The sequence below is a fragment of the Parasphingorhabdus marina DSM 22363 genome (assembly GCF_900128895.1).
Lineage (GTDB): Bacteria > Pseudomonadota > Alphaproteobacteria > Sphingomonadales > Sphingomonadaceae > Parasphingorhabdus > Parasphingorhabdus marina.
Map to the genome: position 1 here is coordinate 1,305,743 of NZ_FSQW01000001.1, position 13,723 is coordinate 1,319,465.

9 protein-coding genes and 1 tRNA gene are annotated in these 13,723 nt (G+C 56.7%); 4 read left to right on the forward strand and 6 right to left on the reverse strand.

The genetic code is table 11. From position 1 onward, the window contains the following. Positions 1–130 precede the first annotated feature (130 nt). Positions 131–1,915, forward strand: a complete 1,785-nt coding sequence (locus BUQ90_RS06645) for an aminopeptidase P family protein (RefSeq protein WP_074204953.1) — start codon at positions 131–133, stop codon at positions 1,913–1,915. A 10-nt stretch (positions 1,916–1,925) separates the two neighbouring features. Next, positions 1,926–2,408, forward strand: a complete 483-nt coding sequence (locus BUQ90_RS06650) for an acyl-CoA thioesterase (RefSeq protein WP_074204251.1) — start codon at positions 1,926–1,928, stop codon at positions 2,406–2,408. Here the strand turns inward: BUQ90_RS06650 and BUQ90_RS17775 are convergent. Further along, positions 2,399–2,557 carry a hypothetical protein gene (locus BUQ90_RS17775; RefSeq protein WP_204244744.1) on the reverse strand — a complete coding sequence of 53 codons (159 nt, stop codon included), beginning with the start codon at positions 2,555–2,557 and terminating at the stop codon, positions 2,399–2,401. The genes BUQ90_RS06650 and BUQ90_RS17775 overlap by 10 nt on opposite strands. Positions 2,558–2,667: 110 nt before the next feature. On the opposite strand from BUQ90_RS17775, the gene BUQ90_RS06655 reads away from it, so the two are divergent. Next, positions 2,668–2,742: transfer RNA gene (locus BUQ90_RS06655), tRNA-Thr, on the forward strand. Positions 2,743–3,039: 297 nt separating this feature from the next. On the opposite strand, the gene BUQ90_RS06660 is transcribed toward BUQ90_RS06655, so the two are convergent. Then, on the reverse strand, positions 3,040–7,143 hold the full coding sequence (locus tag BUQ90_RS06660) for an Eco57I restriction-modification methylase domain-containing protein (protein WP_204244745.1): 4,104 nt from the start codon (positions 7,141–7,143) through the stop codon (positions 3,040–3,042). Positions 7,144–7,530: 387 nt separating this feature from the next. Here BUQ90_RS06660 and BUQ90_RS06665 point away from each other — a divergent pair, with 387 nt between their 5' ends. Then, positions 7,531–8,322: an IclR family transcriptional regulator domain-containing protein gene (locus tag BUQ90_RS06665; RefSeq protein ID WP_074204954.1), complete on the forward strand. Its 792-nt coding sequence runs from the start codon at positions 7,531–7,533 to the stop codon at positions 8,320–8,322. A gap of 13 nt (positions 8,323–8,335) precedes the next feature. Here the strand turns inward: BUQ90_RS06665 and BUQ90_RS06670 are convergent, their stop codons facing one another. From BUQ90_RS06670 to BUQ90_RS06685, 4 genes are read right to left on the reverse strand one after another with little or no spacing between them, the layout of a single operon-like run. Further along, a complete protein-coding gene (locus tag BUQ90_RS06670; RefSeq protein WP_074204253.1) occupies positions 8,336–9,748 on the reverse strand; it encodes an FAD-dependent oxidoreductase in 1,413 nt (470 codons plus the stop codon). Next, positions 9,745–10,851 (reverse strand): NAD(P)-dependent alcohol dehydrogenase, encoded by a 1,107-nt coding sequence (locus tag BUQ90_RS06675; RefSeq protein ID WP_159437041.1) that lies wholly within the window; start codon positions 10,849–10,851, stop codon positions 9,745–9,747. Before BUQ90_RS06675 ends, BUQ90_RS06670 begins: the two co-directional genes overlap by 4 nt. Then, the gene (locus tag BUQ90_RS06680; RefSeq protein WP_074204255.1) at positions 10,844–11,704 is read right to left on the reverse strand and encodes an isocitrate lyase/PEP mutase family protein; all 861 of its coding nucleotides are present in this window, start codon (positions 11,702–11,704) and stop codon (positions 10,844–10,846) included. Before BUQ90_RS06680 ends, BUQ90_RS06675 begins: the two co-directional genes overlap by 8 nt. Continuing rightward, entirely contained in the window at positions 11,701–13,605 is a 1,905-nt protein-coding gene (locus tag BUQ90_RS06685; RefSeq protein WP_074204256.1) for an AMP-binding protein, read from the reverse strand. The genes BUQ90_RS06680 and BUQ90_RS06685 overlap by 4 nt, the downstream gene beginning before the upstream one ends. Positions 13,606–13,723: the final 118 nt, after the last annotated feature.

A 13,723-nucleotide genomic window follows, 5' to 3' on the forward strand; every position in this document is an offset into this window, starting at 1 on the left:
AGGGCTCCGGCAAACAGGAGAATTGTCTGTTTCATATCTGTCCTCTTCAGCGAAATCGGTGGCGAAAATCGTCTGAAACACCTATGTGTTGCCCTAGAGGCGAATTCAAGGAGTTTCCCTGCCCATGTTGATGTCTACCTATGAAGCGAGACTTGCCGCATTGCGCGAGCAAATGGCGAAAGATGGACTGGATGGCTTTGTTGTTCCGATTTGTGACGAGCATATGAGCGAATATGTCGGCGATTATGCGCAGCGCCTGGCCTGGCTGACCGGCTTTGGCGGATCCGCCGGCTCTGCTGTTGTGCTGAAAGACAAGGCGGCCATTTTTGTCGACGGCCGATACACCATCCAGGTGCGCGATCAGGTCGATGGCAAACTCTATGAATATGTCGGGACAGCCGAGCAAAGCGTCATCGGATGGCTTGGGGAACATGCACCGGCTGGATCAAGCATTGGTTATGATGCGTGGTTGCATACCAAGGACTGGGCGAAATCGGCTTCGGCAAAACTGGCCAAGCGAGATGCGAAACTGGTTGCTGTAGAAGCCAATCCACTCGATGTTATTTGGGAAGACCAGCCGGAGCCCTCGCTCGCGAAGCTGGATGTTCAGCCCGACGAGTTTGCGGGCAAGTCGGCTGCTGACAAGCGGGCAGACATTGCGGACTGGCTGAAAGGTGAGGGTCTTGATGCGACGGTGATCGCTGCTCTTGATTCCGTGGCCTGGGCTTTCAATATCCGCGGCAAGGATATCAGCAACACACCGGTCCCGCGCAGCTATGCCATCGTCAAGGCTGACGGCAATGCCGAGCTGTTTGTGGCACCCGAGAAACTGACCGACGAGGTGCGCGTACATCTCGGCAATGCCGTCACGATCCGGAACTATGGTGACTTTCCGGATGCCCTCGCCGAATATGGTGAACAGAATATCGGCGTGGATCCGGAGCGGTCGGTTGCGGCGATATTCGAAAAACTGGAAGCGGCAGGGGCCAAAGTCGTCCAGAAACGCGACCCGACGATATTGGCAAAGGCGATCAAGAATGACGCCGAAATCTGTGGACACAGGGCGGCCCAGGCGCGCGACGGTGCGGCGCTGAGCCGGTTCCTGCACTGGTTTGCCGAGGAGGCGGACAAAGGCGGGCATGATGAGTTGTCGGTTGCCGCCAAGCTCGCGGAATTCCGGGGACAGTCCGACAAGCTGATGGACCTGTCCTTCCGGACGATTTCCGGCGCCGGGCCGAACGGCGCCCTGTGTCATTACAGCGTCAATGAAGAAACCAACCGCAAGATCGAAACAGGTACGCTCTATCTGGTCGACAGCGGCGGGCAATATCGCGACGGAACCACCGACGTGACCCGAACGATGGCGGTGGGTGAGCCGACTGAGGAGATGATCAAGCGCTATACGCAGGTTTTGCAGGGTCATATCGCGCTGGCAAAGGCGGTCTTCCCGAAAGGCACCACCGGCGGCCAGCTGGATATCCTTGCCAGGCAATATCTGTGGGCCGACGGGGTCGATTATGCTCATGGCACCGGTCATGGTGTGGGTGCTTATCTGTCCGTCCACGAAGGACCGCAACGCATTGCGGCATTCGGCGGTTTCAACGAGCCGCTGGTCGCCGGGATGATTTGCTCGAACGAGCCCGGCTATTACAAGGACGACGCTTTTGGCATTCGGATCGAGAATCTGATCCTCGTCGAGGAACGCGACGTCCAGGGTGCGGAGCAGCAGATGCTGGGTTTTGAAACGCTGACATTTGCCCCGCTCGACCGGCGTCTGATCAATCTCGACATGCTCTCCGAAAGCCAGCGTGCGTGGGTTGACGCCTATCATCAGCAAGTGATGACCATAATTGGACCACAGCTTGAGGGCGATGCGCTGGCCTGGCTCCAGTCGCAATGTGCACCGCTCGCCTGACGGAGAAATCATGACAGAATCACAGAACTCCCGGGAGGGATTCCGGCTGATAACGCCATTGCGGGTCCGCTATGCCGAAGCAGACATGCAGGGCATCGTCTTCAATGCCAACTATCTCGCCTTTGCCGATGTCGGCGTGACCGAATATTTTCGGGCGCTGGTCGGGGCGCAGGGCAATGAGGACTCTCTCGGCAAGTTTCTCGAGCTTTTTGGCGGCGACAACTGGGTCCGGCATGCGGAGGTCGACTTTCATGCCCCGGCCAAAGCCGATGACATGATCGACATTTGCCTCCGGATTACGCGTTTCGGGCGGACCAGCTATTCCGCACTGGCACACATTGTCCGGGACGACACGCTACTCAACGTGATCAAGCTGACTTATGTCTGGTTTGATCCTGCGACCGAAAAAGTCACGCCGGTCTCCCCAAAATTCATCGAAGCGGTCACCGAATTTGAAATTATCGCACCCGAACTCGCCGCTGTTCACGCCTGATTTTCAGGTGATCCCCTGGCTTTTTCGGCATCCAGTGTCCGAGACTGGGCCTTGCGCCGACGCAGATTGGCCCGAAGCTGTTCGGCAAGCCGTTCAGCCTTCTCGGCTTCCTTGCGCTTCTTTTCCGATGGAGATTGAGGCCTGGCCATGGCAAACACGTGCCATTGCCCCCAGAAAAATGCAACTCCGCTTGACAAGAGCTTAACCATTTGGTCTTAGGCGCGAGGCTCGGAGCAGGCGGCTCCGGCATCAAGATAGTGCTGCTGTAGCTCAGTGGTAGAGCGCGTCATTGGTAATGACGAGGTCGGGAGTTCAATTCTCCCTAGCAGCACCATTTTTTGCGATGAAGAAATTGTCCCGGGGACAATCACCGCAAAAAACCCACGAGTCGGATCGTGACGCTGAAGGTGACACAAGTGACAGTGTGTCACCTTGCCGGTACCGGAAATTTCGCCATATATTTCAGAGTGTTGAGCATCGAACAGCAGGATGAGTTCCGGTTGACACATTGCCGGAACCGCCTCGCCTGCGGGCGCAAGCGGGAGATGGCGTGAACCGGAAACATGCAAGGCGGTCATGATAACAGGCATATCATGACGTGGACGGTGTAGGACAGGGGGACGGATTTGTCCTACCCAAAAATCTCCGCATTTGGCTTTCCGGCCATCAGCGCGTTAATCCAGGCGAGAGCCAGATCGCGGCTGCGGTAGTTTCCATATTTCTTTATCTCGTCTTTTTCGACAATCGGGAAGGTGGAATAGATATAGCGGATATCGTCGCGCGATTGCTCCGCGTCATTGGGGTCGAACACGCCATAGAGAATGAAATAGAGCGCATCGAGCCTGGCGCGCAGTTGCAGTCGGCGTTCGCTGTCCCAGATAAAGGGCGGCTTCACCTCTCCCGCGTCATCGACATAGCCCATGTCGCGGGCAAAGGGCGCCATATCATGCGCCGTATAAGTCAGCTCTAGCACCGCCTCACGGACGATCTCGGCGGCAGTTTTGTCGCCGAATTCACGTGAGTAAGCGGAAGGCGGGATGACGGGGAGTTGTTCTACAACAAATTTATTCAAGTTGCGGCTGTGTAGCTTTTGACGCAGAACGTAGTCCAACAAAACACAACCAAAATTTCCCTGAAGTAGTGCCTTTGAATGGGCGTCGTCAGTCTCAAATTCGAAAACTGGTAATGAATTTCCGCAACCTACGTCCGGAATAATCGCAGAAATCAGTGTTCGGGTGTTGTTGGAGTTGCAAATCCCATTAAACGCAAAATGATATGGGCGTCGTATTGGGATATCCTCTTCCTTCACCCAGTATCGGGGCTTGGTGGTGAAACTAGGATCGGACAATTCCTCTATAGATGATTTTATAGCGTTGCCTTGACCACTGGTTCGTCCTTCAGGAAATTCAACGCCAGCATATCGGTGGTTGTCTATTTGAATGCTCTTACCCTCATAGAGTGGAACTCGAATCTCAGAGTCGGATTCAAATTTGTTAGTGCCAATTGACCAATGATTGTTAAGCTCAGTTTCAATCAGAAAAATTTCGCTATCATTGGTCATATGAAACATCGTCACGTATTTCATTGGCCAAGCGAGTGACGGTTCATCCCCACTTCTATCCACAAGCACAGGAGCACGCCGGTAGATTTTGAGCAACAATGGGAGATCTGAATATTTCCGGATCACTGGTGCCGTTTGAGTATTCGGGTTGAGGCTAGTCAGTTCAGCCGCGTCGCAAGCAGGAAGGGTCTGGAGAATATGGTCAGAAAGTTCATGTAGTTTGACCGCATATTTAACCTGGTCATAGGATTTGGCTTGTGAGGAGGTTACGAAGACCGTCGGTTGATCCTCCGAGTGGACGTCTTTAAACAGCCAACGGCCTTTGTTTTCAAAACTAATGAAGCACTTCAATTTTTTCTCTTGAACCATTTTTGAGAAAAACTCAGAGGGATATTTGTCCGTACCAATGCCTATCGGTAGAAGTAATCCGCTCATGCCATTTGGTTTCAATATTGCATGAGTACGCTCTACAAATAGCGCGTAAATATTCATGTCCCCTTTTGACAGAAGTGGATAGTGGCCAGATTTGCGTGCCTGTTTTGCCATATCTTTCGCACGCTTTTCCGCAATCTTGTAATCTGCAAATAGTGGCTCTTCGTCGTCTTCCAATTTCCGGATTAAAGCTTTTCTTTCTGAAGCTCGTTTTGCCAACGCAATATCTTTGCGTCTTTCCTCAAACCACTCAACTTGTTGCAACTTGATTTTGTCCCACGGTGGATTGCCGATCACAGCATCAAAGCCACCCTCGCGTCCGGCGCTGGCCCAGTTCTTCCATACGCCGGGGAATCTGATCTGCCAGTTGAAAAATCGTTCTTCTGCAATCAGTTGACGGGCATCTTGCAGAATTTTCGTAATCGGCTCCAGCAGCTCGCTGGCTTCGAATGTCTGTCCTTTCATTCGATCGCTCGCGCCCGATTCTTTGAAGGCACTTGTCTTCGCCATGGGTTCCGTCCGGCCTTGCATGATCAGAACCGGATCGCCGAACTGGCCATCCACCAGTGCTCGAACCGCTTCCTTCTGCTCCGATTCCTTCAAATCGAGCCAGTCGAGTGCGTGCATGAAGCTGACAAAGGCATCTAGTTCCGCCGTCATTTCAACTACGCCATCATATTTCACTCGCGATTCGTGGGCTTCACCGATATCGGCATCGGTGAGTTTTTCGATCTGCTTCATCGCTTCGGCCTGTGCCTGCGCCTTGCGCAGCGGACCGCTATGTAACAACTCACCCCCAAGCTTGTTCGCCCTGTCAATCGCATCGCGCACCCACAGGCCGAACAGGCTGTCGCCGCATTGCAGGTGATGGTCGATGAAGGAGAGCGGCGCGCCAACGGTGAAGGTGTGGAGCCAGAGCGAGACCTTGGCCAGTTCCACCGCCATATCGTTCTTGTCGACGCCATGGACGCAACGTTTCAGGATCATGCGCTTGACCAGTTGCGGATCGTCGAGCTGGTCTTCCGAGATCGCCCAGCCGCCATCGCTTGCATTGTCGTGAATCGTCTCGCGGATGCGTTCGATCTCGTCGCCCAGCGGGGATTGGTAATCGAGATCGGGATCGGCCTCGTTCGCCTGCTCCGCCGCCCACTGCTGCGCTTCGATAACATGATCGGCGAGTCGGTCGACGAGGCTCACCAGAAAGTGCCCCGAGCCCATTGCCGGATCGCACACGCGCAAGCGGCCGATGGCCTGTGCCGGATCGACTTTGCGCAGCTGGCGGCTCCGATAATCCGCATTGTCTTTTGGATCGAGCGCCGCGAGCGCTTCTTCGAACGCTGCCTTGCGCTCTTCGATCAGCGGTTCGAGCGTTTCGTCGATGATTAGCAACACCAGTTCGTCGGGTGTATAATAGCTGCCCGAGCTTTTGCGCGCGAAGGGATTGGGGCGAACGATCAGCGCGCCTTCGTTATCCGGATCGGGCACAGGCTCGAATTCGAGCAGGCGTTCGTAGATTGATCCAAGCTGCTGCACCGACAGGTCGCGATAATTTATATAGCGCGCGGGCTCGTCCATGGAGCGTTCGTAGGACAGCGCATCGAGCGCTGGCCCCATCACGCTATCCGGGATGCGTACCTGTTCGAGTAGCGGCGTCTCATCCTCCGAAAACAGCCCTCCATTATATGGCGGGATGCCGACCGATGGATCGCCCTTATCGATGATCCGGGCTAGATCGGCATAGCGGTTCCACAGCTGGTTGGCGGTTTCGGAAAAGGCGTCTTTGTCTGTGATCCGTTGACCGACTTCCTCCCGTTTCGGGCGCAATGCATAATCGTCGAACCGGCTGTCTCGCACGGGGAGCAAGTTCCGGTCTTCGGCATAGAGGATAAACAATAACCGATAGAGCAGGATCATCGAAGCCTGACGGATATCATCGAGGCTTGTGTCCTCTGGTGCGGCATCGTTGATGGCGTTGGCAAAGGCGGGGAAGATCGTATTGAAGACCTTGCCGGAAAGGTCTTTTGCAACCCGTTCCTCATAGAACAATGATTCCTTGCGAGCACGGTCGTGAAAGCTGAGATTGCTGGTGGTATCACGCTCGAATGCCTGGCGACGGAAGAGCAGCGCGAAAACCTTTAGCCAGTGGGCGCGTTTGTCATCGTCAATCCTGGAATCGAATAGATCGTCGTCTAGTTTAAAAATTCGACCCAGATCAATCTCGCAATAGTCGTCAATGGTCGATCGCGCACCCGACCAATACAGCCGCCACTTGTTGCCATTGGTCAGGATTCCCCAGCGCAGCGCGCCATTGGTCAGATCATCAACGCGGCGGAGATAGCGCAAGATCTGTGCTGATGGTGTGTCGGATTCCGTTCTGCTTGCAGCACGGTCGAGCGGCCGATTCCAGCGCTTGGCCTCCAGCAGAGCCGCGCCATATTCATAGCGTTTATATTCGGGATGTTCGCTGGCCTGCTGTTTCTGTTCTTCATCAATAAACAGCAGCCAGTCAGGAACATCCTGCCGCCCTTTGGCCGACAGATTCTGTTCGGTTAGCCGGTGTTCCCAACCCAGAATCTCAAGGATCGGGACGATCAAATCATCCTCGGTAACATCCTCATTCTCATTGGTTCCAGTCGGAAACTTGGCGAGCGCCATTTCCACCTTCTGATGGATTTCGCTGGAATCAAAGTCGTTCCAGACTGCTGACCGTTTAATACCTTCAGCCAGAAAATCTTCGGTCAAAAGGGAGCCGGAAAAGAACAATTCTGAATCTGAGATGTCGTCCTCCCCTGATCAGTTCTCACTATTCACGGATCAGGCTTTTGTCCATGCGCCTTTTCGCAAATCCCCCCAATCCTCCTCTGCCCGTTCATCTGGTGCAGGGTGGCACGCGTGCGACCGCCTGCAAGGTTCCGGGCGGACTTTGCAATTTGCTGCTTTCCAATATTCTCCAACCGGGTGGAAGCTGCGCTCGACAGCCTTGAATATAATCTCGTCCGTCCTGGATCATCGTGACTTTGGAGCCGGTTTCGGCACAGAACGCAAAAGGAACCATGGGAAGTTTCGAAATAACTTGCGATGCAGCCGCCATTGGCGCTATTTATCCGCTGGTCGGATAAAGAGGGTGGAATGGAACGCGGCGTACCGGTCAGGGCAATTTCACGGGGAATCGCGGTTTTATCGGCGGTTAACCGGGATGGCCCGATTACCATGATGAATATTTCCAAAAGTGCGAATGTGCCTTATCCAACTGCTTGCCGGATTGTGCAGACATTGTTGCACGAAGGCCTGATCGAACGCGAACCGGCGCGCAAGAGATATCGCGTAACTTCGCTTGTCCAGACACTGGCAACCGGATTTCAGGCCGAGGACCAGCTCGTGGCCGTCGCCAGGCCGCATCTGGAAAAACTGTGCAAGCAGGTGAGCTGGCCCGTCTCTCTCGCAACGCGGGTCGGAACGCGGATGATGGTCAGGGACTCGACCCACAAGATGACCTCTCTGACATTCTCCAACTATTATCCCGGGTACACCTTGCCGATCGCAGAATGTGCCAGCGGCAAGGCCTATCTCGCCCATTGTTCGGCTGAAGAACGTCAAACCATTGTCGAAGCCTGGGAAGCCACCGACAACGAAACTTCCAAAATGGGATTGCTCATGGTGGCGGACAATGTCGTTCTGGATAAAATCCGGAGCGACGGGTACGCGCTGCAGGCGCGCAATTTCTATAATGAAGAACCCGGCAAAACTTCGTCTCTCGCGGTTCCTGTCCACAACGCAAACGGGGAGTTAATGGGGGCGCTCGCGCTGATCTATTTCGCTTCTGCCCTGAAGCCCGAACAGGCGGTGACGGATTTTCTGCCGGCCATGCAGGCGGCAGCCGGGGAAATTGCGTCAGAGCTGGGAGAAGATATCGAGGCCTGAGACCTGGCAGTGCTCAGACATCTCGTGTCGCATTGTGCGCCGCATGCTCACCTGCAAGCCGGCCCAGTGTCGTCGCCGTCAACAACCCGTTACCTGCAATATATCCATCGGCGCCCGGACCGGAAATCCCGCGGGCGGCTCCGCCACCGGCATAGAGATTGGGAAAAGTCGATCCATCGGTCCTGAGGACTCTCGCATCGCCGTCGACCTCCAGTCCGCCTTGTGTATGGAACAGCGCACCGGTTACCCGAACCGCATAGAACGGAGCGGTCAGCTTCTGCTTGCCGGCAAAGGACCGCCCGAACCGGTCACGCTCGCCACTGTCGACCAGTGCGTGCGTTTCCTGAACGCTTGTGCACAATCCGTCCACATCAATTCCGGTTTCTCGCGCCAGATCTTCCAGAGTGTCGGCCTTGACCAGGCAGCCCGCGGTCTTTGCCTGCTGATAGTCGTCAAACTGTTCCATGATCTTATGACGTGCCTGATCGTAGATGCTCCAGGCAACATGGCCCTCCTGTTCCAGCACCTTCACCGCCTGTTCCGAATAACCGGACGCCTCGTTCGCGAATCTCTCGCCCGCCCGGTTCACCTGAATTCCGCCCTCGGCGATCAGCGGCCAGAGTATGGGGATGCCATATCCGGCGGCCAGACCCGCATGACCCTGATAGGCGCTGAGGTCAGCCAGTCGCGCGCCGAGTTGCTGCCCCCAGGCTATGGCGTGCCCCTTGTTCCCCGGATGGCCATGAAATGTTGCATGCTCCAGCTCGGGGATCAGTTCGGTGACCATGTCCTGATTTCCTGCAAATCCGCAACAGGCCAGGATGAGTGCTCCGCATCCGATGATGTCCTGGCCCCCGTCCGGGCGCGTGGCCGCCACGGCGATAATCCGGTCATCCTCACGGACATAAAGGGCGTCCACGGTGGCATCGGTCAAAATATCAACGCCAGCCGTCTCGCAGGCATTGGCCAGCGCGCCCATCAGTTCACCGCCGGAACGGCTTGGCATGCCGTGCATGCGCAGGGCGCTGTGACCAGGATAGGTGAAGCCTTCCACAAGACTGAGGCCGACCTGATGAACCCCGGTCAGCCAGTCGATCGTTTGCGCGGACTGTTCGGCCAGCCGTTTCACAAGGGAATGATCGACCTGGCCCTTGGTCTTCGCAACAATATCCTCGGCAAACAGCTCAGGACTGTCGGCAATCTGCCTCGCCTTTTGAGCCTTGCTGCCCGCGGCCGGGATCAGACCTGTGGACATGGATGTGGTTCCCAGAGGCTGGCGGTCGCGTTCGATGACCAGAACATCCACCCCCGCATCCCGAACCGCCAGAGCCGCGCACAATCCGGTGCCTCCGCCGCCGACAATCAGAACCGGAATCTCCATGATCGTCTCGACATGGTCGCAGCGGATTATCTCAATCTTGCTCATTGCACCTCGCTTTCGAAAGTCAGTACCGGCTTGATCGCATCTCCGCTCTTCTGGGCGGCAAAGGCCTTGGCGATATCCTCAAAAGGATAAGTCGTGATCAACTCGTCATAGGGCATTTTCCCCGCCCGATGCTGTTCGATCAGCCAGGGAATGAAGCGGTCGGGCACGCTGTCGCCTTCGATGATCCCGGTCATGCTGGTCGTCATGAATGGCAACCCGCCGGGATGCGGCACGGGGTCCTCAAATCCTCCGGGCAGGGTCAATATTCCCAGATTTCCTCCCGGATGAAGACAGGCAATCGCCGCTTCAAATGTCTGCTGTGTACCCGCACTGTCCAGCGCATAGGACACGCCCCCCTGCGACGTCTCCAGAACCTTGCCGACAAAGGCTGGATCCTCTCCGCTGACTGTCACATCGGCACCATATTTCGCGGCCAGTTCGAGACGGTCCGCCTGCACGTCGCTGGCGATGATCGGCGCACATCCGGCAATTTTCCCGGCCATGACCGCCGCCAGTCCAACCGCCCCGCAACCAATGACAAGAAGCGGCCGGCCCGGCTTTGCAGCAAAATTGTTGATCACGGCCCCGGCACCTGTCTGGATGCCGCAACCCAGTGGTGCCGCCGTCACGAAATCGAGGTCATCCGGTATCCGCACGATATTGCGTTCCGTCACCAGAGCGTGGGTGGCAAAGCTGCTTTGCTGAAAAAAAGCCCCGCCGATTTCCGTTCCGTCTGGCCTCGTAAGCGCTGGTCGGGGCCGTTGCCCCTCGATATTCAGCACAATATTCTCGAAACAGTAAGCCGGGTGATCATCGATGCAATTCCGGCATTTGCCGCACAAACCGAATGTCGCCGCCACCCTGTCGCCAACCCGAAAGCCTTTCACTCCGGATCCCGTTTCGACAACTATGCCGGCTCCCTCATGACCATAGACCCGGGGAGTTTCGGCCCATTCTGATATCCCGATATCCGTGTGGCAAATCGCCGCGGCGCGCACCGCAATCACCAGCTCATCAGGCAGAGGGTCATCCAGCCAGAGTGTTTCCAGTTCGGGCAACGCTCCATTACCGGGCGATACGGCGGCGCGAATTTGTCTAGGCACCGCCATGCCTTTTCTGCAGAGCCACAACATCATCGATGCCCAGCAACCGGGACATTTCGGTGAAATCGAAATGTCCTTCTCCTTCGCCATTGGCATCGCCGGATTTCAAACCTGTGTAGAAATTCCGGGCAGCCTGGGCCGCGGCCAGCGGGGCACCGGCCGGATAGATGACCAGCTTCACGCCCAGTTCCTGATATTCCGCTGGCGGCAATATGGGAGTGAATCCTCCGTGGGCGGCATTCAACAATAGCGGCTTGTCGATCTCGCTCGCTGCCTGCCGGATTTCTTCGCGGCTCCGGGGCGCTTCGAGAAACAGGATATCCGCGCCATTTTCGGCGTAGAGTTGCAGCCGGGCAATAGCGGCCTCAAGGCCCTCGATGCGACGCGCATCCGATCGGGCGATGATGAGCATGTCACCATCACCCCGTGCCTCAACGGCCACGTGCAGGCGGCGAACCATCTCTTCAGCGGGGGCGGACACGGCCTGCTCGACATGCCCGCAGATTTTCGGAAAGGCCTGGTCTTCGATTTGCATCGCGGCAATGCCGGCTTTCTGATAACCCTTTACCGCGTGCGCGAGGTTGGCAAGACTGCCAAAGCCGGTATCCGCATCGGCAATGACCGGGGCCCTGCTCTTCGCAGCAAAGGCAGCAAAGATCCGGATGAAATCGGCATAGCCGGCGATCCCCACATCCGGCTCGCCCATGGCAGAAGCTGTCCCCCAGTAACCAGACGCATAATGGGCATCAAAGCCGACCTCATTGGCCATCAGCAGGCTCATATGATCATAGATACCGGGTGCTGCGATGATGTTCTCCCCGGCGAGTTTCGCTCGCAGTTCCGTACCGCTCATGATTTCTCTTCCCGCTTTTCAAACAGCTGCAAATATTCATCCAGCACCGAAAGGTCCTCGATCGTAGCCGGCACTTTGGGCTCCTCTCCGTCAGCGATCTGGCGGATGTTGCGCCGCAAGATCTTGCCGGAGCGGGTCTTCGGCAACTTGCTGACCAGGTGGACCCGCTTGAACGCCGCAACCGGTCCAATTTCCCGGCGTACGTCCTGGACAAGCTCTGCGCACAGCTCTTCCACCGTCGCGCCGACACCGGCTTTTAACACCACGAACCCGGCCGGTATCTGGCCTTTCAGTTCGTCATGGACTCCCACCACCGCGCATTCGGCTACCGCCGGGTTGGCGGCGAGCACTTCTTCCATCGCGGAGGAGGACAATCGGTGACCCGCGACGTTTATCACGTCATCCGTCCGCGTCATCACATAGACAAATCCGTCCTCGTCAATAAAGCCGGCGTCCCCGGAAAGATAATAACCGGCATAGCGTTCGAGATAAGCTTCGACATAGCGCTCTTCGGCGTTCCACAAGGTCGGGGCAGCACCGGGAGGAAGCGGCAGCCGCGCGACAATGGCTCCGGTCTCATTGGCCGCGACCGGGTTCCCTTGTTCGTCGAGGCATTCGATCTGCCAACCCGGCATCGGAACACTGGTCGAACCCGGTTTGACGGGCAATGGCTCGACGCCCAGCGGATTGCCGCAAATGGCCCAGCCAGTCTCTGTCTGCCACCAGTGATCAACCACCGGCTTGCCGAGCAGGATCTCAATCCATTCCAGGGTACTGGGGTCCGTCCGTTCTCCGGCGAGATAGACCGCCTGCAATGCCGACAGATCCTCGCCCGCGGCCAGATCTCCATCGGGATCCACTTGCTTGATCGCGCGGATTGCCGTGGGCGCAGTGAAAAAGCTGCGCACCTTGTGTTTGGCCATGATCTGCCAGAATATCCCGGCATCCGGCGTGCCGACGGGCTTGCCTTCAAATATGACCGTGGCATTCCGGTTCAGCAGCGGGCCATACACGATATAACTGTGTCCCACGACCCAGCCGACATCGCTCGCCGCCCAGTAGGTTTCGCCCGGCGGGCAATTGTAAAGGCCCTCCATGGTCCAGCTGAGCGCAACCAGATAGCCGCCTGTGTCACGAACGATGCCCTTGGGCTGTCCGGTCGTTCCGGATGTGTAAAGAATGTAGAGCGGGTGAGTCGCATCCACCGGCTCACATGCCACTGGCTCAGCCGCCGCAAGTTCGGTGACCCAGTCCATCGCGCGCGCGCCCGTCAGGTCGGCCTGATGCTGTTCCCGTTGCCAATATATGGTTCCATCCGGCTGATGGGCGGAAATGGTACAGGCCTCGTCCAGAATCGGTTGATAGGGGAGGATTTTCGCGCCCTCGATGCCACAGGACGCCGCCAATATGAGCTTCGGTGTGGCGTCATCAATCCGCGCAGCAAGTTCTCTGGCCGCAAATCCGCCGAAGACAACCGAATGTATGGCACCGATCCGGGCGCAAGCCAGCATGGCGATGACCGCTTCCGGAGAATTGGGCATATAGATCAGGACGCGGTCACCCAGAGTAACGCCCTGCTGGCGCATCGCCCCACCAAGCCTGGCTGTTGCATCCCGCAGTTCCCGGAAACTCAGCTGGCGGGAAGTTCCGGTAACGGGGCTTTCGTAAATCAGCGCGGTGTCTTCTCCAAAGCCCTGTTCAACGTGGCGATCGACACAATTATAGCAGGCGTTGATCTGGCCTCCGCCGAACCAGCGGGGAATCGGTCCTTGGCCTTCACCGACGACCTGATCCCATTTCCTGGTCCAGTTCAGCCGTTCGGCGACGCCGCCCCAGAACCGCTCGGGTTGTTCGAACGCGTGTCTGCTCAGTGATGCATAATTGTGATGGCCTGTTGTCATATCCTCACCCTTTGCTGATTTGCCGTGATAAGTTACTCTGTCCGTCATTCCTATCCATAGCGCGGATATTGTGGCCGAGAGTTTTGTATGATGTACGCGGCTCGGGCATGATAATAGC

What these genes read in the sequence shown, in the direction of transcription:
- BUQ90_RS06645 (WP_074204953.1), top strand. Translation starts at nt 131, where the DNA reads ATGTCTACCTATGAAGCGAGACTTGCCGCATTGCGCGAGCAAATGGCG.
- BUQ90_RS06650 (WP_074204251.1), top strand. Translation starts at nt 1,926, where the DNA reads ATGACAGAATCACAGAACTCCCGGGAGGGATTCCGGCTGATAACGCCA.
- BUQ90_RS17775 (WP_204244744.1), bottom strand. Translation starts at nt 2,557, where the DNA reads ATGGCCAGGCCTCAATCTCCATCGGAAAAGAAGCGCAAGGAAGCCGAG.
- BUQ90_RS06665 (WP_074204954.1), top strand. Translation starts at nt 7,531, where the DNA reads ATGGAACGCGGCGTACCGGTCAGGGCAATTTCACGGGGAATCGCGGTT.
- BUQ90_RS06670 (WP_074204253.1), bottom strand. Translation starts at nt 9,748, where the DNA reads ATGAGCAAGATTGAGATAATCCGCTGCGACCATGTCGAGACGATCATG.
- BUQ90_RS06680 (WP_074204255.1), bottom strand. Translation starts at nt 11,704, where the DNA reads ATGAGCGGTACGGAACTGCGAGCGAAACTCGCCGGGGAGAACATCATC.
- BUQ90_RS06685 (WP_074204256.1), bottom strand. Translation starts at nt 13,605, where the DNA reads ATGACAACAGGCCATCACAATTATGCATCACTGAGCAGACACGCGTTC.